Below are 18,687 nucleotides of genomic sequence, written 5' to 3'. Positions count from 1 at the left end.
TTCAGGGCCCCTTTTTTAGTATAAAGCGGGATTAAAATTTACTTATGGCCTTTTAGCCAGCCAATTCCGGCAGAAGCCCCGGAACCTGTGAAAGAATTCCCGCCCGGGGGGTCAGCTGTTCCCGGTGGTGCCCAGCTTGACTTCAATGATCCCGAGGGCGTCCTCAACGGTCTTGAGGGCTTCCATGTCCTGGTCTTCGAGCATTATGTTGAAATGGTCTTCCACATCAAGGATGATATCGACCAGATGGGATGAATTGATGTTCAGGTCCCTTATCAGGTCGCTTCCGGGGGAGATGGCCGCTTCCCCCACATCTTCGGGCAGGTAGGGGCTGATGATTTTCAAAAGGGCTTCGTAGATCGTTTCTCTTTTCACAGGGCTTCAGGATTAAACCGCTTAAAAATAATACATGCATTCACATCTCCAAAGCCAAAACTGGCCTTGGCCAAATATTGAGGCGCATAGTCCACGTTTTGGCCCGGTACCCGGGACGGGTCGACTAGCTTCAGGATTTCCGGATGCAGGTCTTCTGCATTCCTGTTTCCAAAGACCAGGTTAACGCCAAACTGAAGGAGGGCCGCTACGATTTCCATGCTGCCTGAGGCTGCCAGCCCATGGCCCAGGACGTCCTTGAAGGAGTTGATATAGGGAAATTCCCTGCCCTGCCTTCCCAGGGCCTCCGTCCAGTTCCTGATTTCCGCCGGGTCCGCTGCAGTAGCCGTCAGGTGTCCGTTAATGAGGTCTACCTGCCCTGGTTCAATGCCCGCATCGGCCAGGGCACCGCGGATGCAGCGTTGTACCCCTTCGCTATTGGCAGCGGTCATGCTCCCGCCATTTCGGTGCCCGCCGCTGTTTGCGGAACCCCCAAGGACTTCCGCGTAGATACGGGCCTTACGGCTTCGGGCGCTTTCCAGGGATTCGAGCAGCAATGCCCCGGCCCCCCCAGAGGGAACAAAACCGGCGGCTGAAGCGGACAGCGGCCGGCTGGCCTTTTCGGGGTGTTCGTTGAAGCCCGACGGTACAATCCGCATGGAATCAAAGCCGCTCCATACATAGGGCCCGCAGTCACTCGCACTGCCGGCCAGCATGCGTTCTGCCCCACCCTGCCGGATCCGTTCCAACCCCATCAGGACAGCCTCCGTACCCGTGGAACAGGCCGATGAATTTGCGGTAACCTGGTTCCCGCACCCTAGTTTTCCCCCGAGAAAAGCGCTTATGCCGCTGGCCATGGTTTGGGAGACCGCCGAACTCCCCACCCGCCTGACCTGCCCCTGATCGACCAGCAGGATAGATTCCCGGAATTTATCGGAACCCAGTACGCCTGTCCCGAAAACAATACCCGAATCCCAATCGGGGGCCTCCGGGGAGGGCACCTCCAGCCCGGCATCGTGCCAGGCCTGCATTCCAGCTATAACTCCATAAGTCAAACCTGTTGAATTAAAGCTTTTTAACTCTACTTTATTGAAGTATTGGTTTATAATGTCTTCCGAAAGTTCGGGCTGGCCGGCTACCTGGCACCGAAACCCCAGGCGTTCCAATTCCGGAAGCCGCCTGATCCCGGAAACCCCAAGGCTCATGGCCTGGCCAAAGCGGTCGAGGTCACACCCGTTAGGGGCGCAAATTCCCATTCCGGTCACTACCACCCTCCTGCTCATGGCTCCTCTGGTTTTAACATCCCTGCCAGTTCGCCCCTACAGGCCATCTGGCCGTCTGCGCGGGTGAGGGAAACCTTTACTTTTAATTTGCCAAACCTGAAAAAGACTTTTTCGCCTGTTACCTCCACCCGTTCCCCCGGGTATACCGGATGTAAAAACTCCATGGAAGATTCGGCGAGGGCCACGACATAGCCTCCCTCCCTTTCCTGGTGTTGACGCCCGAGCAGGTGGATTCCCAGGCAGACCAGCCCGATCTGGGCGCAACATTCCGTGAGCAGGACCCCCGGGGTAACCGGGCGATCCCTGAAGTGGCCCCTGTAAAAGTCCAGGTCAGGCCGAAACCTGAAAAAGCCCCTGACCCTGTCTTCATCCAGGTGGGTAAGCCCGTCCACAAAGAGGAAGGGTTCCGCAAAAGGCAGCTTTTCAACAATATGGTTCAGGTAGTCGGTCATGGTCATTGCAGATGTTCGCCCCCATCGACCGGGATGATACTGCCGGTAATCCAGGAGGCTTCCGGGAGGGTTAACAGGTATACGGCATTGGCTATATCCTCGGGCGCGGTCAGCCGCCCGGATGGGTTGCGCGCCCTGCTGGCCTCCAATAGTTTTTGGCTGCCGGGAATCCTGAGGAGCGACCGGGTTTCAGTAACACCCGCCTGAATGCAGTTGGCCCGTACCCCCTGGGGGGCAAATTCCACTGCAATTTGCCGTACCAGGGCTTCCAGACCAGCTTTGGCGGCTGCAACGGCCCCGTACCCGGGGATGACTTTCCGGCTCCCTTCGCTTGTGAAGGCTATTATCCGCGTGTCGGGTGCCATCATCCCGCGGTCGTAAAGGGATCGCGTCCATTCATACAAACTGAAGGCCATGGCTTCGGAAGTGAGGGCAAGGTCTTTGCCCTCCAGGCCCGGGCTTTCACCCCCGGCTTTCATGGGGCCGAGGTTTCCCCTCGCAAGGCTATGTACCAGAACCCGGACGCGGCCCGTATCGCCAAGGATATGGGAAAGTTTTTCCAGAATGGCATCCCTTCCCTCCCGGCCCACGGCGTCTTTATTGATTGCGTGAAACGGTACTTTTCCGCTACCCAGGGGGGCAAAGCGCTCCAGGACCTGTTCCATGTCCTTCCTGAGGTCGCGATGAATGCCGATCACCGGGATCCCTTCCTTTATCAACTTCGATGCCGTGGCCAGCCCGAGGCCCTCACTGGCCCCCAGGATCAGGGCGTAATGCTTCAAATCCATTGGTTTTTCCATGCCTTCTTCAGAATTGGAGCAACAGGCGCTGGGCGGTAAAGCCAGGCCCAAAACTCAGCATCAACCCGTATTCCCCGGGTGCAGGTTTTTTCTCAAGGAAGCGCTGAAGTACATATAACACGGTTACACTGCTCATATTTCCATAGGCCCTGAGGACTTCCCGCGTATCCTCCAGGTCCGCCTCCTGTGATTCAAAAAACTGTTCCGTCGCCTGCACAATCTTGCGCCCGCCGGGGTGGAAGATCAAATGGCGTACCTGCCCGAGCTCCAGGCCGTTTTCTTCCAGGAACGGCAACAGCATGTGGTGGAAATGGGCGGTAATCGTCTCCGGCACCGCCGGATCCAGGATCATCTTCAACCCGGAATTGGACAGGTGGAACCCCATAAGGCTGGTGGTTTCGGGGAAATGATACATGCCCTCCGCCAGGATCGTTGGGCCGGATGCCCCTTCTTCCGAACTCAGGAGCACACAACTCGCCCCATCCCCGAAAATGGCAGCGCTGATGATATTGGCCATGCTGTGGTCATCGTGCTGAAACGTTGCGGAAGGGCATTCCACGGCAACTACGGCCGCCCTGGTGCCCTTGCCCCCTTTAAGGAAATGATGGGCGTAGATCAATCCGGAGATTCCTGCAGCGCAACCCATCTCGGTGACGGGCAGGCGGCAAATGTCTCCCCGCAGGGAAAGGCCATTGACCAGGTAGGCATCCAGGGAAGGAATCATGATCCCCGTGCAGCTTACCGTGATCAGGTAGTCGAGGCTTTCAGGCTCCCATCCGGCTGCCCTGAGGGCTTTGTCCAGAACGCGCATCCCAAGGGACTTCGCAGCCTCCATATAGGCGTTGTTCTTTTCTTCAAAACTGGTGCGGGTGAAGACCTCGGCCACATCCATGATGCCGAACCGCTGGTCAACCCCGGCCCCTTCAAAAATCTTGATCGCCTTCCGTACCAGCCTTTCAGGTTCCTGTTTGAGCCATTCCCTGACATGGGGAATGATCTCCGGGGTAGACCTGGTAAAGCGGGGAAGTTCCCTGGAAGCTCCAACGATTCGAATATCAGTCATATGTGGTTCCCTGCGGGGTTAAAGTCCATAGATAGCGGAAGGCCCATTTCCAGCGGATGTTGCATTCCCAACCGGGAAGCAGGCGGCAGCAGGCTTCCAGCTCTTTCCTGCGGAAGCCTCTCTTTATGGACACCAGGCCGTCATGCCTGGCGAGTCCTGAGTTCATAAAGATAACCCCAAAAAGGTGAAATAAATAATAGGCCAGGGCGCTTCGGTGTAAATCGTTCACGATAATGGCCCTGGAACCCGCGCCCTGCCATCGCTCGAGCAGGAATCGGATTTGGTCTTCGGAAAAATGGTGTAGGAACAAATTGCAGATCAGTAAAGGCTGGCCCACGCCCGGTTTCGGCGTATAGTCCATGACGTCACTGCATTCATAGATGATTTCCGGAAATTCCCCCTGGTGGAGCCTTCCAAGGCCGAGGCTTTTTTCATTGATATCCACCCCGGTAAGGCGTACCGGTATGTGTTGCCTGCGGCAATAGCGGGCAACATGCCTGAGGAATTCCCCGTTGCCACATCCGATATCCACCACCTCCACAGGCCTTTCCGCGCTGCCTCGCAAAAAGGGCTTTAAACCTGCCAAACCCACGCGGTTGCCACCCAGGAGGCGATTTACCCGACCAATGTCGTTCAGGGCGGCCTTTAATTCGGAGGCTTCCAAAAACGGGTCGTCCATCAATTCCGGTTCAGTGCTCCGGTGCCTGAAAACAGCTTTTCTTTTCATGGCCTCCCGTGGGTTTTTTCAATGAGTTGTTGCACCAGTCGAGGCGATTTTCCGGCAATCCCCACCCCGATTTCAAGGCCGCGTGGATGCAGCAGGAGTTGTTGCAACAGGCTTCCGAACCGAAGCCTTTGGCGGAATTTTCCCTGCCACTGAAGGGAGTATTCCTTTTCGAGGGCATCAAGGTCGCGGATTTTCCCTTGAATATACCCGGTGGTAAGGGAGGCCAGTAGCCGGCCGCCTTCAATGGCCATGGCCATGCCGTTTCCGCAAAGGGGGTGGATTAGCCGCGCCGCGTCACCCGCCATCAGGATATGGTTGGAACCCAGTTTTTTTGGATGGAATGAAATATTGGAAATCCCAAGGGCCTTAGGGAAAAGGGGTTTGGCTTCTGAAAGCAGCGGGGCGAGCAACGGGTGTTCGCTTGCCAGCAGGCGGGTGCAGGCCTCCAGGTCAGGAGTGTTTTTAAAGCGATCCCTGTGGATCAGGTAGCAAAAATTCACCGCCCCGGTTTCGGTAACCGACAGCCCCCCATACCCGCCCCGGAAGGCATACAGCCCGACCTGGTTGCCTGGGTAATCCATCTGATAATGCATCTTAATACCCATCCACGGGCTGGGTTTTGAGAAAAACGGCCTCCCTGCCAGGCGGTCAAGGCGGCTCCTTTTTCCCCAGGCACCCAGGACAAGCCGGGCCGAATACGCGTTTTCCCTGGTCCTTACCCTGAACTGGTGGTCGCTGAAGGAAACCGCTTCCACAGCCTGCCATACGAACCGGACCCCGGCTGCCCGGGCAGCCTCATATAGCCTTTGATCCAGGGCGTAACGGCTGATACCCACAGCCCCCAGGGGCAGGGACGCCCTCAGGGAACGCCCTCCGGGGGTAGCTAGCAGCAAATGCCCGATTTCGGGGGCATCCGACAGATCGACGCCTTTGCTGTTGAGATAGGGCACGACCTCCATGGAGAGGTATTCCCCGCAAACCTTGTGCCTGGGCAGCCGATGGCTGTCAAAAACCACCACTTGCCTGCCGGCTTCTGCCAGTTCCAGGGCGGCGGTAAGGCCGGCCAGCCCGGCACCGATCACAATTATCTCCGTCGATTCCACCGGATGAAGGTACTTCTTTTTGTCCGATCCTTTGGTTTGGACTTCCCCTGTCCTAATAGGCCAAAAGCTCCTTAAGGGCCTGTCGCAGCCGTTGCTGGGGCAAATATCCGGCTTCCAGGCTGCGCGCAAACGGGATGGGGATTTCCAGGCCGGCTACCCGGCGCACCGGGGCGTCCAGGGATTCGAAACAATGCTCGGCGATGAGGGCGGCCACATCCGACATCACCCCGCCGAACAGACTGTCTTCCTGCAGGAGCAGGACTTTGCCGGTTTTTCGGACGGACTGGAAAATGGCTTCGGTATCCAGCGGGCAAAGGGTCCTCAGGTCGATAAGGTCCGCATCCCCAATCTTCAGCTCGTCGAGGGCTTCCATGGCCCAGTGTACCCCGGCCCCAAAAGTTATCAGGGAAAGCCTGCTGCCTGTCCGGACCTGGCTCGCCACGCCCAGGGGAAGGGTATAATACCCCGTGGGGACTTCGCCATAGATGCTGCGGTACAGAGCCTTGTGTTCAAAGAAGAGAACGGGGTTCGGGTCGTTGATGGCAGTGGCCAGGAGTCCTTTGGCATCCCTTGGGAAAGCCGGGTAGACCACTTTAAGCCCCGGCACCTTAGTAAACCAGGCCTCATTGGTCTGGGAATGGAAGGGACCTGCCCCTACCCCTGCCCCGCAGGGCATCCGGATAACTACGTCGGCGGGTTGCCCCCACCGGTAATGGACCTTGGCCAGGTAATTCACCACGGGGTTAAATCCGGAACTGACAAAGTCGCCGAACTGCATTTCCACAACGGCCTTCATGCCGCCAATGGCCAACCCCATAGCCGTGGATACCACCGCCGATTCGCAAATCGGGGTGTTGCGCACCCGCTCCTTGCCAAAAGCTTCCACAAAACCCTCGGTAACCTTGAAAACTCCGCCGTATTCGGCGATGTCCTGGCCCATGATCACCAGGGAATCGCAGCGTTCTATCGATTGCCTGAGGCCCTGGGAAACGGCATCCACCAAACGGATATTTTCCGTTTCTATATTCTCTTTAACCTCCTCATAAACAAAATGATGAAATACATCATTTAATTCTTTGGTATAGTTAAAATCAACCGGCCCTTCGGCAAAGGCGGTTTCAAGGTTGTCGTTAATCCTGTGTGCGATTTCCTTTTTCAGGTCCACTTCCAGGGTTTCAGAGAGGATGCCTTCTTCGCGCAGGTGCTGGGTAAAGTTTTCCAGTGGATCCCGGGCTGCCCACTGGTCCATGAGCTCCTGGGGAACATATTTCGTGCCGCTGGCCTCTTCATGGCCCCGCATGCGAAAGGTTTTAAACTCCAAAAGCACCGGTGCGGGGTTTTTTCGCATTTCCGAAACAAGTTCCGATACCCGGCTATAGACCTCCAGGATATTGTTGCCATCAAGGATATGCGCTTTCATCCCGTAGCCAATGCCCTTGTCGGCCAGGTTTTCGCAGCGAAACTGTTCGTTTGTCGGGGTGGAGAGGCCATACCCGTTGTTTTCGATGCAGAACAAAACGGGCAGGTCCCAGACCGCGGCGATATTCAGGGCCTCGTGAAAGTCGCCTTCACTAGTGGCGCCTTCCCCCGTGAAGACTGCAGTGACGCGGGGTTCCTTACGCAGCAGGTGGGTCAGGGCGATGCCGTTGGCCACCCCTAATTGGGGCCCGAGGTGTGAAATCATCCCTACAATATGGTGTTCCCTGCTGCCAAAATGGAAACTCCGGTCCCTGCCTTTGGTAAACCCGCTCTGCTTTCCCTGCCATTGGGCAAACAATCGGTGCAGTGGGATATCCCGGCCGGTGAACACCGCGAGGTTCCGATGCATGGGAAGGATGTATTCCTCCGGATGGAGGCTGGCCGTGATCCCGGCTGCAATGGCTTCCTGCCCTATACCGCTAAACCATTTGGAAATCCGTCCCTGTCGCAGGAGGATGAGCATTTTTTCCTCGATCATCCTGGAAAGCAGCATATCCCGGTAAAGCCTGAGCTGGGTGTCCGGGGCGATATCAAAAGCCTTGTAGTCCATAGGTTGCCAGTGGGGGTTACCCGATTTAGTCCAGGCACAAATCTACGCATTCACCCGGGGAGGTGGAACAAATATTATTAACTTTGAGGGCTCTTTCAAACCCTTGCCCTATGAATTCCATACCCAGTGTAGACTTGCGCGACTTTACCTCGGGCGAACCCAAGCGAAAGGCTGCTTTTGTCAACGATATCGGCGAGGCCTTTGAGCAGATTGGCTTCGTGGCCCTTAGCGGGCATTTCCTGTCGGAAGAACTGGTAGCGAGGCTCTATGCAGAGGTAAAAAAGTTTTTCGACCTTCCGGAAGCGATAAAAAAGAAGTATGAAATACCGGGTATTGGCGGCCAACGGGGCTATACCTCCTTTGGAAAGGAGCATGCCAAGGGGCGTAAGGAAGGTGACCTGAAGGAATTCTGGCATTTCGGGCAATACCTGGAAGAGGGCCATGAACTTGCCTCCGAATATCCTGAAAATGTGTTTGTAGCAGAACTGCCCGGGTTCAATGAAGCCGGGAAGCAGGCCTATCAGATGCTGGAGAAAACAGCGGTTTACGTTTTAAAGGCGCTGGCCCTCCGCCTTGGCTTACAGGAAGATTATTTCGATGGGTATGTAAAAGACGGGAACTCCATTTTGAGGCCGATCCACTATCCGCCGATAACGGAGGAACCCAAAAATGCGGTCCGTGCAGCGGCACACGGTGACATCAACCTGATCACCCTGCTGATGGGAGCCCATGGGAAAGGGCTCCAGGTAAAGAACCACCGCGGCGAATGGATTGATGCCATCGCCTCCCCGGACGAACTGATGATCAATGTGGGGGATATGCTCTCCCGCCATACCAATAACCGGCTGAAATCCACCATACACCGCGTGGTAAACCCGCCAAGGGAAGCCTGGGGGAGCTCACGCTACTCTATTCCCTTTTTTATGCATCCCATCAGTTCAATGCCCCTGAATTGCCTGGAACACTGCATCGACGAGGCCCACCCAAAAGCCTTTTCCGATATTACCGCCGGGGAATTCCTCAACGAACGCCTTATCGAACTGGGCCTGGTAAAGCCCGGTAGCTGATCTTTTATCCGGACTGCACCATTCTTTAATCTTTATGGACCTTAAAGACCAACTCAAAAAGTTATTCCCTGACCACCCGGAGCCTGAGGATGAGCATTCCCTGGAAGCAAAAGGGAAGGAACTCTGGATGCAGGACGACCCCATTCTCTGCAAATACGAAAAACGCAAAGGCAAGCCGGTTACCCTCCTCGAGGGGTATAACGGGTCCGAAGAGGACCTCAAAACCTTAGCCAGGCAAATCAAGCAGCGCCTTGGGGTGGGCGGGTCCAGTAAAAATGGCAGCATTCTTATCCAGGGCGATTACCGCGTACAAATCATGCAACACCTCAGGGAATTGGGTTTTAAAGTAAAGCGGGTTGGAGGATAAAACTGACTAAAGGTTGCGTCATTCTGTTAATTTTTTTTTATTCTTTCGATTAAATGCTAACTTTATCTGTCATTTGATAAACGACCTGAAGCATCATGAGTTCCCAATTGCACATCACCAACGGGGATATTTTCACCGAAAGGCTTAAGCAGCTCAAGTATAAAGGGGCTGTGATAACCTGGAGGGAAATGTTGTGTGAGGGAAAGACGGAGACTAATGTTGGGAGTGAGGCGTTTTGGAAGACCAGGTTCGACTTCCTCCACAAACAATATAACGTCAGCAAGTCGTGGTTTATTGAGAAAACCCTGAAGGAATACAGGTCTCTTTGTTCCCACAAGCAGGAGGATGAGATCGTCTTATGGTTTGAATACGACCTTTTTTGCCAGGTCAATATGCTGGCGGTGATCAGCTGGCTTAAAATGCACCGAAGGCATGTTCGGATTTCCCTGGTATGCAGCGGGTATGAGGACGGGACCGACAGATTGTTCGGGCTCAACGACCTGAGCGATGAACAACTGCGGGGCCTCTATGAAAAACGCGTGGACCTGAGCCAGGATGATATCGAATATGCCGATTATGTCTGGCAGCTGTATTGCAGCAACAACCCTATACGACTGGAAAACTTGGCGGAATACGACCATTACCAGTTTCAATACCTGGGGGAGGCGATTAAAACACACCTCAAACGGTTTCCCACCATCAAAAACGGCCTGAACGAAATTGAGAACAGGGTCCTTAAGGTGGCCGCAGAAGAAAAGCCCACTTCCAAAAAGGAATTGCTGGCCTCCCTTTTGGCGAACCAGGGCTGGTATGGTTTTGGGGATACGCAGTACGATCGAATTGTCAGAAGCCTCCGTCCCCTATTCCACTCCATGAACCCGGTACGGCTGAGCAAGGAGGGGAAGGATGTCCTCGAAAACCAGGCAAATTACTACGCCTCCCTTCGCAGCAATGAGGTTTATCTGGGGGGTGCCCTTAAATACAACTTCCTCTACAATACCGAGGCAGGAAGAATCCTAAAGCTCTGACATGCCCCTGGAAGCTTCCGAATTGATCCTTAACCCGGACCAATCTATTTACCATCTCAATTTACTGCCCGAAGACCTCGCCCCTACTGTAATTTTGGTTGGCGACCCCGGCCGGGTCCCCCAGGTTTCCTCCTATTTTGACCATATCGACGTAAAGAAATCCAAAAGGGAATTTGTAACCCATACGGGGTATTACCGGGGGAAGCACCTGAGTGTGGTGTCCACGGGGATCGGAACCGACAATATCGACATCGTCCTCAATGAACTGGACGCCCTGGTCAATATTGATTTTAAAAACAAAAAAATACGGGAACCCCTGACCCGGCTGGAATTGATACGGGTAGGGACTTCGGGCGCCATCCAGGCAGACATCCCTGTGGATTCGATGGTGCTCAGTGAAATGGCTATCGGCTTTGATGGCCTGCTCCATTTCTACGATAGTGGCAGGGTGCAAATGGCAGATATGCAGTTTGCTTTTCTGGAACACAGTGGGTGGTCGGTCATGAAGCCGGTACCCTACGTGGTGCAGGCCGACCCGGAGCTCTGCATGAAGTTTCAATCCGACGGGATACACCGCGGCTTTACGGCCACCAACTCGGGGTTTTATGCGCCTCAGGGAAGAAACCTCCGATTGGCTCCGGAGGACCCCCATATGAATGAAAAGTTGACTTCGTTCCGCTTCCACGGCTTTCGGATCACCAATATGGAAATGGAAACTGCAGGTATTTTTGGGCTGGCCGCCCTGATGGGGCATGCGGCAACGGCCCTGAACTGCATCCTGGCCAACCGGGAAACCAGGGAGTTTTCAAAAGACCCGAAGCAGGCGATCGACCGCCTGATCCGATATACCCTGGAACATCTTGCCCGGGAATCTTAATTGAGGCTGATCATGAATACAGCGGTTCGCATTGTTGGGGTGCCCGAACATTTTAACCTGCCCTGGCTAATGGCCCTGGAAGAAGGGGCCTTCTCTGCAAGGGGTATAGATCTTCAGTGGACCGATGTTCCGGAAGGCACAGGAAAGATGGCCGAAATGCTCAGGGCCGGGAAGGCCGACCTGGCGGTAATCCTCACCGAGGGCCTGGTCAAAGCCGTTTCTGATGGAACTCCTGCCCAAATAGCCCAGGAGTTTATCGCCTCGTCCCTGCACTGGGGTATCCACGTCCACCAGTCGAGCCCCTATCGCACGGAAAGCGAGCTGGCAGGTAAAACCGCAGCCATCAGCCGATACGGGAGCGGTAGCCACCTCATGGCCTTTATACATGCGGAAAATCAGGGCTGGCCCCTGGAAAGCCTCCGCTTTGAGGTGGTTAACACCCTCGAAGGGGCCGTGTCTGCCCTCGCCAGCGGTACGGCCGACTACTTCATGTGGGAACGCTTCACCACCCAGCCCCTGGTGGACCAGGGGGTATTCAGGAGGATAGGGGTCTGCCCCACCCCCTGGCCGTGCTTTGTAATTGCCTGTACGGAGGAATTTGGCAGGAAGGCTCCTGGGGTTTTGAGCGACCTCCTTGAAATCATTAACACTTTTACCGTGGAATTCAGGGACATCCCCAGTATTGACCGGACCCTGGCTTTACGCTACAAGCAAGCATTGGAAGGCATCAGGGAATGGCTGGCCATAACCCGCTGGAGCCAGAGTCAAATAAAAAGGGAAAATCTTGAAAATGTGATTAGTACCCTAAGTCACCTGAACCTAATATCTAATAAATTATCTATAGAGGCCCTGATGTGGAAGCCCTGATTTCCCCTTACCAATGGATAGGGGGTTTTCCCTGCTGTTGCAGCAGTTCATTGGTCTTGCTGAAGTGGCTGTTTCCAAACCATAAGCCCCTGTTGGCGCTTAGGGGGGAAGGATGGCCCGAGGTCAGTATCCTGTGTTTCTTCCCATCGATAAGGGAGGACTTCTTTTTGGCAAAACCACCCCAGAGCAGGAAAATCAATCCCTCTTTTTCTTCAGAGAGGGTTTTAATTACGGCATCGGTGAAAATTTCCCAGCCGAGGCGCTGGTGGCTCCCGGCCTGGTTTGCCCGTACGGTAAGGACGGCATTGAGCAATAACACCCCCTGTCGTGCCCATCGACTCAGGTCCCCGCTTTCGGGATAGGCGATACCCACATCCCTGACCGCTTCCCGGAAAATATTGGTAAGCGATGGCGGATGGGGCACTCCCTCGTTGACCGAAAAACACAACCCGTTGGCTTGTCCCGGGCCATGATAGGGGTCCTGCCCCAGGATGATGACCTTTACCTCCTTGAGGGGACAATGGCTGAAAGCGGCAAAAATGTTACTCCCTTTAGGGTAACAGGGATGTTGTCGGTATTCTTCCCGCACCTGCCGCGCCAGGTCATGGAAATAGGGTTTTTCAAATTCCGTTCCAACCAGCGCCTTCCAGCTTTGTTCAATGTCGACCTCCATAGGCTTTTTCAGGATCGGGGTTTTCATTCCCCCTTGCGGAAGGCTTGCTGCAGTTCCTTGTAAAATTCCCGTTCATTCTCGCTGAAACGCTCTCCGCCAAACCCCAGGAAATCCCCTTCTTTGCCTGCCATGGCGACCCCCTCTGCAATATGCAGCAGCCAGGTTTTGTATTCGCCTGCGCTTTGCTGCGATTCCCTTGAAGAAAGCGCTGCTACCACGTTGTCCAGCACCCTGGCGATATGCTTTCGCAGCCCTGCGTAATCCTTTATTTCAAGGTCCTTTAAACAATCCAGGATTTCATCGTGCTGCTCCATAGCGTGGAGTTGCATCTGTTCGGGCGAAGATCCTGCAGGCACAATTGCCGTGATGAGCTTGTTTTCGGAAAAGTCCTCCTTCCCCCCTACCATGCCCAGCACCATGGCGTGGCGTTCGCTGGCAGACCCGGCCAACCCGCTGCGCCCGGCTCCTTCCATACCCATGGCCACCAGATATGGCAACCTTCTGACCTGTGTCCACAGGGGTTCCCCATAGCGCTCTTTAAATCCCATATTCGCGTAAACTTTATATTCCTAAAGGTACGAAAAAGGCTTTGTTTGATAAAGGGAAACCAAAGGGGGAAAACGGGTATGGTTAATGCAACCAGGGTCTGCTTCCCTTTGCGTAATTTTGCGGGGAATCCCAAAGCCTATGAAGAAGGTTTCCAAAAAATCCCTGGACGACCTGGAATTTCCCTCGGTCATCTCCCTTGTTGAAGCCCGGTGCCAGACTGAGCCGGGAAAAAATCTGGCCAGCGTTGTCGTGCCGTTCCAGAACAGGGAAGCCCTGGGCGAATCCCTGGGGCGTACCCGGGAATACCTGTCGTCCTTTCAGAGTGAAAACCGCCTGCCCAACCACGGCTTTGAAGGCATTGATCAGGAGTTAAACCTCCTTAGGCTCGAAAATTCACTGCTCCCGGTGGAAGCCTTTCGAAAAATGGGGTTCTTAAGCCGGCTTATTCAGGAGCATCAGCGGTTCCTTGGAAAATTTGTGGAGTACTTTCCCTTTCTCCACACCTGGGTGATGCAGGCTCCCTTTATTGCGGAAATTCCGGAAAAGGTAGAGGCCGCAATAGACCGGCACGGGGAAATAAAGGATTCCGCTTCCCCAGAACTTTCGGGTATCCGAAGGCAAATGCGGCAGATTCAGGGGAAAATCAACCAAACATTCAATGCAGCTCTTGCGCGTTATCTCCAGGCAGATTTCCTGGATGAGATACGGGAATCCTTCGTGGAAAACCGGAGGGTACTCGCGGTGAAGTCGATGCACCGCAGGAAGGTCAGGGGCCAGGTTTTGGGTACGTCCAAAACCGGAAGCATTGTATTTATCGAGCCCGACGCTGTAACGCAACAGTCAAGGGAACTCCAGTTGCTCGAACTCGAGGAAAAGGAAGAAATCGACCGCATCCTGCGGAAGCTCGGCCGGGAATTAAGGCCTTATGCCGATGAGCTCCTCGCCTATCAGAAGATCATGGCGGAAATCGACCTGGCCGCGGCAAAGGCCCATTTGGCGAGGGAGCTCGACGCCACCTTGCCTGAAATCAATGAGGAGCGGCGCCTGTTCCTCCGGGATGCGTATCATCCCCTATTGATGCTGGCCAACAGAAGAAGGGGCGACAAGACCTGGCCCCAGACCCTGGAGCTGAACCCCGGGAACCGCCTTGTGGTCATATCCGGGCCCAATGCCGGCGGTAAAAGCATTACTCTGAAAACCCTGGGGCTTTTGCAGCTCATGCTCCAAAGCGGCATGCTTATTCCGGTGCACGAAGGAAGTTCCTGTTGCCTTTTTGACCAAATCCTGACCGACATAGGCGACAACCAGTCTATTGAAAACCACCTGAGCACCTATTCCTACCGGCTGAAAAACATGAATGCCTTCCTGAAGAAGTGCACCCCATCCACCCTTTTGCTCATCGATGAATTTGGCACCGGCAGTGATCCGGAACTGGGTGGGGCCCTTGCGGAAACCTTTATGGAAACCTTTTATGAGTGCGGGGCTTTTGGGGTGTTTACCACCCATTATGCCAATTTGAAGGCCCTTGCCGATGAGCTGCCCCACGCCACCAATGCCAGCATGCGCTTCGACAGCAAAACCCTGGAACCTACCTACCACCTCGAATTAGGGCAGCCGGGCAGCTCGTTTACTTTTGAAGTGGCACAGAAGATGGGAATCCCTTACAGCCTCATTAACAAGGCGAAGAAAAAAGTGGCCCGAAGCAAAGTCCGGTTTGATGAAAGCATTGCCAAACTCCAGAAGGAACGGACCAAAATGGCGCAAACCGGCGACCGGCTCCAAGAAGAGGAGAGCCGGGCCCGGGAGGAAGCCCGCCGTCTGGAGGCGCTCAATGCCCGGTTGCAGGACAAGCTCAGCAATTACCAGGAGCTTTACGATTACAACCAGCGGATGATCCATCTGGGCACCAGGGTCGATAAGGCAGCCGAAAAGTATTTCGCAGACAAGAAAAAGCGCCCGCTTATTTCCGACCTGCTGCGGATCGTGGAGACCGAAAACAGCAAACGCAAGCCCCGGACACAATCCACGGGCGAAAGCGCCAGCGAAGCTCTCAAAAAGGCCGAATTGGCCAAAGAAGTGCAGGAAGAGGTCAGGGAGATCCGAAAGAAAAAAGACGTAGCCCGGAAGAAACGCGAAAAACAGGAACAGCAAAAACCCAGGCCGGTCCTTAAAGTGGGCGACCGGGTAAGGATCGCCGAGAGCAAGTCGGTGGGCAGTATCGACAGTATTGAAAAAAACAGGGCTATCGTGAATTACGGCGTGTTTACCACGCAGGTAAGCCTCGACCAGTTGGAGCTGGTGGAGCGGGCCTCCTGAGACATTTGTTTTATTGTTGCACGAAGCCTTTGAGTTTGGTCAGCGCTTTTTCATAGAATGCCTTGTACTTTTCGAGGTTCTGCGGGGTAGGGTTCTGCAGGACCTCTTCCAGGTAGGGCAATTTTGAGAAGGAGAAGTATGGACTCATGCTATCTTCCACCTCCATCATGGCCTTCATTTCCAATAATTGCTGACGAACATCGCCCTGGCCAATGGCATGGCGTTCCAATAGCAGCTGCTGCATTGTTTTGGACTGGGTTTTTTCGCCCAAATTTGACACGGAAATGGACTCCACATCAAAAAAGTCAGGGTGATATGAAGGGTTGACTTCAGCCAGGGCCTCCTGCATCCGGTTCATTATCACCTGCATTTGCGAAACCTCCCGGGCCAGGTCACCCGAGTTGATCCCGACAGCAGTATTGATGTAAGAAAAGAGGTCGTTTCCATGGTATTCCTGCCAGGCGACCCCAATGATCCGCCTGTAATCGTTCAATCGCATCTGCTCCGGGGAAACGGCAATGGCCATTCCATCCCCATTTCCCGAGGGCAGGATATAATCCCCTTTGTTGACGTCCCCCAGCACCTTTACCGGTACTTGCCCGATAAAAGCTACCTGCCTGTACTTATTTTCCTCACCGGGTTTTGGCATCGCCCCGGATACTATCGGATTCCGCGATACCACCATAAATTTTTCCGCCTCTGCAAATCGAGCCGAGATTTCCCCTGCCCTTACCCCGACCACATCCCCGAAACTCAGGTTTTCGTTTTCGTCGAATTTCTTCAACCATTCGGCATAATCTGCCCCTCCGGACTCAAAAGCCACCCCCACGTTTCGCTCATTATATCCCACATAGAGTGAAATTTGTACGCCCTGCATAATAAGTTGGATGAAGGACCAGGCGGCATCATCGCAGTCCCCGAGTACTGCCAGGCCCCCAATACAGGCCCCCAGGTTCCACCCGAAGGTAGAGGAAGCTTCAATCAAATCGATATATTCAAGGAGAAGGTTCAGGCTGTAGTCGTTATTCAGATAAATATCGAAGGCCCCAGGTGCCGGAGCAGGCGGAGCCGTATCATTGTCCTCCTGTTCCCTGGCCTCGTCTATATCGGGCTCGTCTGCAAGAAGAACTTCAAGAATAAAATTCTGACTGACATCCGTAAGGGCCTGGAAGCCTTCAATCCGTCCTACGGGATTGCCGTTTCCATCCCAAAAAGAGACAAAATTCGTGGTTCTGTCGGGGATGTTGTCGTTGAGTTCAATGGCCATCCCGTGTGCGCTGCCGGTAATCCTCAGGGGGTAGGCATCAATATCGGACTGGTTGGTCGTTTCCATAGGGGCCTCGATGGTGACCCTGTGGTTAAAATTGGACTCCCCGAAAGCAGTAAGCCTCTGGAGACGGGTGTCCTGCTCGACCAGCACATCGCCCGAAAAACGGGCAAAGCTTTCGTTGTTGACATAGAGGTCGTTGTTCAGGTTGGTTACCCCATCGGCAATAAAATTGCGGTGCCGGACGTAGGGCACATAAGTTAAAGGCTGTCGGCTGAATTCCGTGAAATCGGAGCCTGCCTGCAGGTCAATGTCCACGCGCAGGCTTTTTGGACCATCCCAGTTGATCTGATCAAATGGCACCAGGCTTTCAGGAGTCCGTTCGCCCTGCCCGATGGTCAGGCTGATGGTACCGTAAAGGTCCGTTTGCGTTTGTTGTATTTCCTGATACTCCATGGATCCTAAAGCATCCTCAATGCTGAAGCGAATCGCAATGGGTTGTTCCGGGATACTGTTCGAGGGCACATCGATGCCCGGGATTTCATCCGGGTTGTTGTCAATCAGCACGGCCTGGTAGGTAATCCCCTCCACCTGGGCAAAAACAGATGTCGATAACAGGAGGCAAATGAAGTACACGTAATATTTTTTCATATCAATAACTATTAAAGGCACAGTTGCATCCCGGTAATACTATCGAGATGCCTATGCTTATTTGATGCATGGTAATGTTGAGTTGTTCGCTGTCCTCAGGGGTGTTATTCACCAGGGAAAAACTTCTTCCAAAGGCATAGGTAAGGCTTAGGGCAGCTTTGCGGGAGATGGGATATTGCACGCCTGCCCCTACCCTGGGCACCAATAGTATGTTGTCGAATTCGTCTTCGCCAGACAGGCTGAAGACCTGGTTGTTGAGGGTTTGGGTTCCCCTCAACAGGTACTCCAGCGACAGGGTGGGTTTAATGAAGAAGCGAAACTCCCTTATCCTTGAAACCTGATAATACAGGCCTGTATTTAAGCCTGCATAGGTGACATCCCATTCATAATAATTATCGAGCAGCTGGTCGCTGGAAACCGCACCGTAGTTCTGGAGGCTTGCGCCAAGGAGCAGGTAACCCTTGTCGCCCCACAATTGAAAGCCATATCCTGCAGACAGGAAGGTTTTGGCTTTGGGAAGCAGGTTGTCCAGGGTTCCCCCTGCGGAATTCCGGTAATCAAAGGCGGTGATGGATTGCCCTGTTTCCACGTACAACTTCTGCGCCAAGGACACCTGGCAAATCGCACCCATCAGGAATATCAAAACGAGTCGCTTCACAACTTGATCAATTGTTTGGTGATCGATTTCTGACCTGAAAGGAATCGTATAAAATAAATGCCTTGCGAAAGGTTAAGCAGCGGGATGGCCAACTGCGTTTCGGGCACATAGGCAATGCGCTGCACCAAACGCCCCGAAATATCGAAGACCTGCACAAGGACCTCTTCTTCAAGGCCTGCCTCGAGTCGCGCAACCACCCCGTTTACAAACGGATTGGGCCAAACAAGGGCTTCAAGGCCATCCGGATCCCCTCCCGTCAGGAGAATGGGCAGGGGCTGAATATACCCCTGGCGGACTGAGGCATTCCCGGCAGTATACGTGCCGGTAACACTTCCCTGCCCGACACTTTGCAGCAGGAAGTAACCCCTGCCCCCGGCCTGGACCAGCCTGCCCGACCCGGCCTGTGCCAGGGTTTGACGCATAAGGGTCTGGGCGTTCGTATAAAAAGGGATTATGAGTAAAAGGAGAAAAAATGCTTTCATATCGCAGCGGTATTGGCGGTTGATCTGATAGGGTTCAGACCGTGTAGCAGGGCCCT

Annotated in this window: 19 protein-coding genes; 6 read left to right on the top strand and 13 right to left on the bottom strand. The window is 54.1% G+C overall.

What is annotated here, in order from left to right:
• Positions 1-111: 111 nt before the first annotated feature.
• Genes NG653_RS01465 through NG653_RS01430 form a run of 8 tightly spaced genes read right to left on the bottom strand, consistent with a single transcriptional unit; the run spans position 112 to position 7,829 of the window.
• The gene (locus tag NG653_RS01465; RefSeq protein WP_252739879.1) at positions 112-375 is read right to left on the bottom strand and encodes an acyl carrier protein; all 264 of its coding nucleotides are present in this window, start codon (positions 373-375) and stop codon (positions 112-114) included.
• A complete protein-coding gene (locus tag NG653_RS01460) occupies positions 372-1,655 on the bottom strand; it encodes a beta-ketoacyl-[acyl-carrier-protein] synthase family protein (protein WP_252739878.1) in 1,284 nt (427 codons plus the stop codon). Before NG653_RS01460 ends, NG653_RS01465 begins: the two co-directional genes overlap by 4 nt.
• Complete coding sequence (locus NG653_RS01455; RefSeq protein WP_252739877.1) at positions 1,652-2,113, bottom strand: 3-hydroxyacyl-ACP dehydratase FabZ family protein; 462 nt, start codon at positions 2,111-2,113, stop codon at positions 1,652-1,654. The genes NG653_RS01460 and NG653_RS01455 overlap by 4 nt, the downstream gene beginning before the upstream one ends.
• A complete protein-coding gene (locus NG653_RS01450) occupies positions 2,110-2,895 on the bottom strand; it encodes an SDR family oxidoreductase (RefSeq protein ID WP_252739876.1) in 786 nt (261 codons plus the stop codon). The genes NG653_RS01455 and NG653_RS01450 overlap by 4 nt, the downstream gene beginning before the upstream one ends.
• 19 nt (positions 2,896-2,914) lie before the next feature.
• Positions 2,915-3,970, bottom strand: coding sequence for a type III polyketide synthase (locus NG653_RS01445; RefSeq protein ID WP_252739875.1), 1,056 nt, complete (start codon positions 3,968-3,970; stop codon positions 2,915-2,917).
• Entirely contained in the window at positions 3,963-4,697 is a 735-nt protein-coding gene (locus NG653_RS01440) for a methyltransferase domain-containing protein (RefSeq protein ID WP_252739874.1), read from the bottom strand. The genes NG653_RS01445 and NG653_RS01440 overlap by 8 nt, the downstream gene beginning before the upstream one ends.
• Positions 4,694-5,800 carry an NAD(P)/FAD-dependent oxidoreductase gene (locus NG653_RS01435; RefSeq protein WP_252739873.1) on the bottom strand — a complete coding sequence of 369 codons (1,107 nt, stop codon included), beginning with the start codon at positions 5,798-5,800 and terminating at the stop codon, positions 4,694-4,696. Before NG653_RS01435 ends, NG653_RS01440 begins: the two co-directional genes overlap by 4 nt.
• Positions 5,801-5,852: 52 nt before the next feature.
• A complete protein-coding gene (locus NG653_RS01430) occupies positions 5,853-7,829 on the bottom strand; it encodes an alpha-ketoacid dehydrogenase subunit alpha/beta (protein ID WP_252739872.1) in 1,977 nt (658 codons plus the stop codon).
• A 110-nt stretch (positions 7,830-7,939) separates the two neighbouring features.
• Between NG653_RS01430 and NG653_RS01425 the strand changes: the two genes are divergently transcribed.
• From NG653_RS01425 to NG653_RS01405, 5 genes are all read left to right on the top strand, one after another.
• Complete coding sequence (locus tag NG653_RS01425; protein ID WP_252739871.1) at positions 7,940-8,896, top strand: isopenicillin N synthase family dioxygenase; 957 nt, start codon at positions 7,940-7,942, stop codon at positions 8,894-8,896.
• 34 nt (positions 8,897-8,930) lie between these two features.
• The gene (locus NG653_RS01420) at positions 8,931-9,263 is read left to right on the top strand and encodes a translation initiation factor (protein ID WP_252739870.1); all 333 of its coding nucleotides are present in this window, start codon (positions 8,931-8,933) and stop codon (positions 9,261-9,263) included.
• Positions 9,264-9,358: 95 nt separating this feature from the next.
• Positions 9,359-10,291, top strand: coding sequence for a DUF1835 domain-containing protein (locus NG653_RS01415; protein WP_252739869.1), 933 nt, complete (start codon positions 9,359-9,361; stop codon positions 10,289-10,291).
• Between the two features lies 1 nt (position 10,292).
• Positions 10,293-11,168 carry a nucleoside phosphorylase gene (locus tag NG653_RS01410; RefSeq protein WP_252739868.1) on the top strand — a complete coding sequence of 292 codons (876 nt, stop codon included), beginning with the start codon at positions 10,293-10,295 and terminating at the stop codon, positions 11,166-11,168.
• A gap of 12 nt (positions 11,169-11,180) precedes the next feature.
• On the top strand, positions 11,181-12,035 hold the full coding sequence (locus NG653_RS01405; protein ID WP_252739867.1) for a substrate-binding domain-containing protein: 855 nt from the start codon (positions 11,181-11,183) through the stop codon (positions 12,033-12,035).
• A 7-nt stretch (positions 12,036-12,042) separates the two neighbouring features.
• On the opposite strand, the gene ung is transcribed toward NG653_RS01405, so the two are convergent.
• Positions 12,043-12,708 carry a uracil-DNA glycosylase gene (ung, locus tag NG653_RS01400; RefSeq protein WP_252740141.1) on the bottom strand — a complete coding sequence of 222 codons (666 nt, stop codon included), beginning with the start codon at positions 12,706-12,708 and terminating at the stop codon, positions 12,043-12,045.
• A gap of 23 nt (positions 12,709-12,731) precedes the next feature.
• Positions 12,732-13,256, bottom strand: coding sequence for a hypothetical protein (locus NG653_RS01395; protein WP_252739866.1), 525 nt, complete (start codon positions 13,254-13,256; stop codon positions 12,732-12,734).
• Between the two features lie 139 nt (positions 13,257-13,395).
• Between NG653_RS01395 and NG653_RS01390 the strand changes: the two genes are divergently transcribed.
• Complete coding sequence (locus NG653_RS01390; RefSeq protein ID WP_252739865.1) at positions 13,396-15,573, top strand: endonuclease MutS2; 2,178 nt, start codon at positions 13,396-13,398, stop codon at positions 15,571-15,573.
• A gap of 10 nt (positions 15,574-15,583) precedes the next feature.
• Here NG653_RS01390 and NG653_RS01385 read toward each other — a convergent pair whose 3' ends face one another.
• From NG653_RS01385 to NG653_RS01375, 3 genes are read right to left on the bottom strand one after another with little or no spacing between them, the layout of a single operon-like run.
• Positions 15,584-17,491 (bottom strand): hypothetical protein, encoded by a 1,908-nt coding sequence (locus NG653_RS01385; RefSeq protein WP_252739864.1) that lies wholly within the window; start codon positions 17,489-17,491, stop codon positions 15,584-15,586.
• A gap of 1 nt (position 17,492) precedes the next feature.
• Complete coding sequence (locus tag NG653_RS01380; RefSeq protein ID WP_252739863.1) at positions 17,493-18,149, bottom strand: outer membrane beta-barrel protein; 657 nt, start codon at positions 18,147-18,149, stop codon at positions 17,493-17,495.
• Positions 18,146-18,631 (bottom strand): T9SS type A sorting domain-containing protein, encoded by a 486-nt coding sequence (locus tag NG653_RS01375; RefSeq protein ID WP_252739862.1) that lies wholly within the window; start codon positions 18,629-18,631, stop codon positions 18,146-18,148. Before NG653_RS01375 ends, NG653_RS01380 begins: the two co-directional genes overlap by 4 nt.
• Positions 18,632-18,687 lie beyond the last annotated feature (56 nt).

The sequence above is a fragment of the Robiginitalea marina genome, assembly GCF_024006985.1.
GTDB lineage: Bacteria > Bacteroidota > Bacteroidia > Flavobacteriales > Flavobacteriaceae > Robiginitalea > Robiginitalea marina.
The sequence above is the reverse complement of the archived record's forward strand: the minus strand, read 5'-3'. Positions and strand labels throughout refer to the sequence as shown.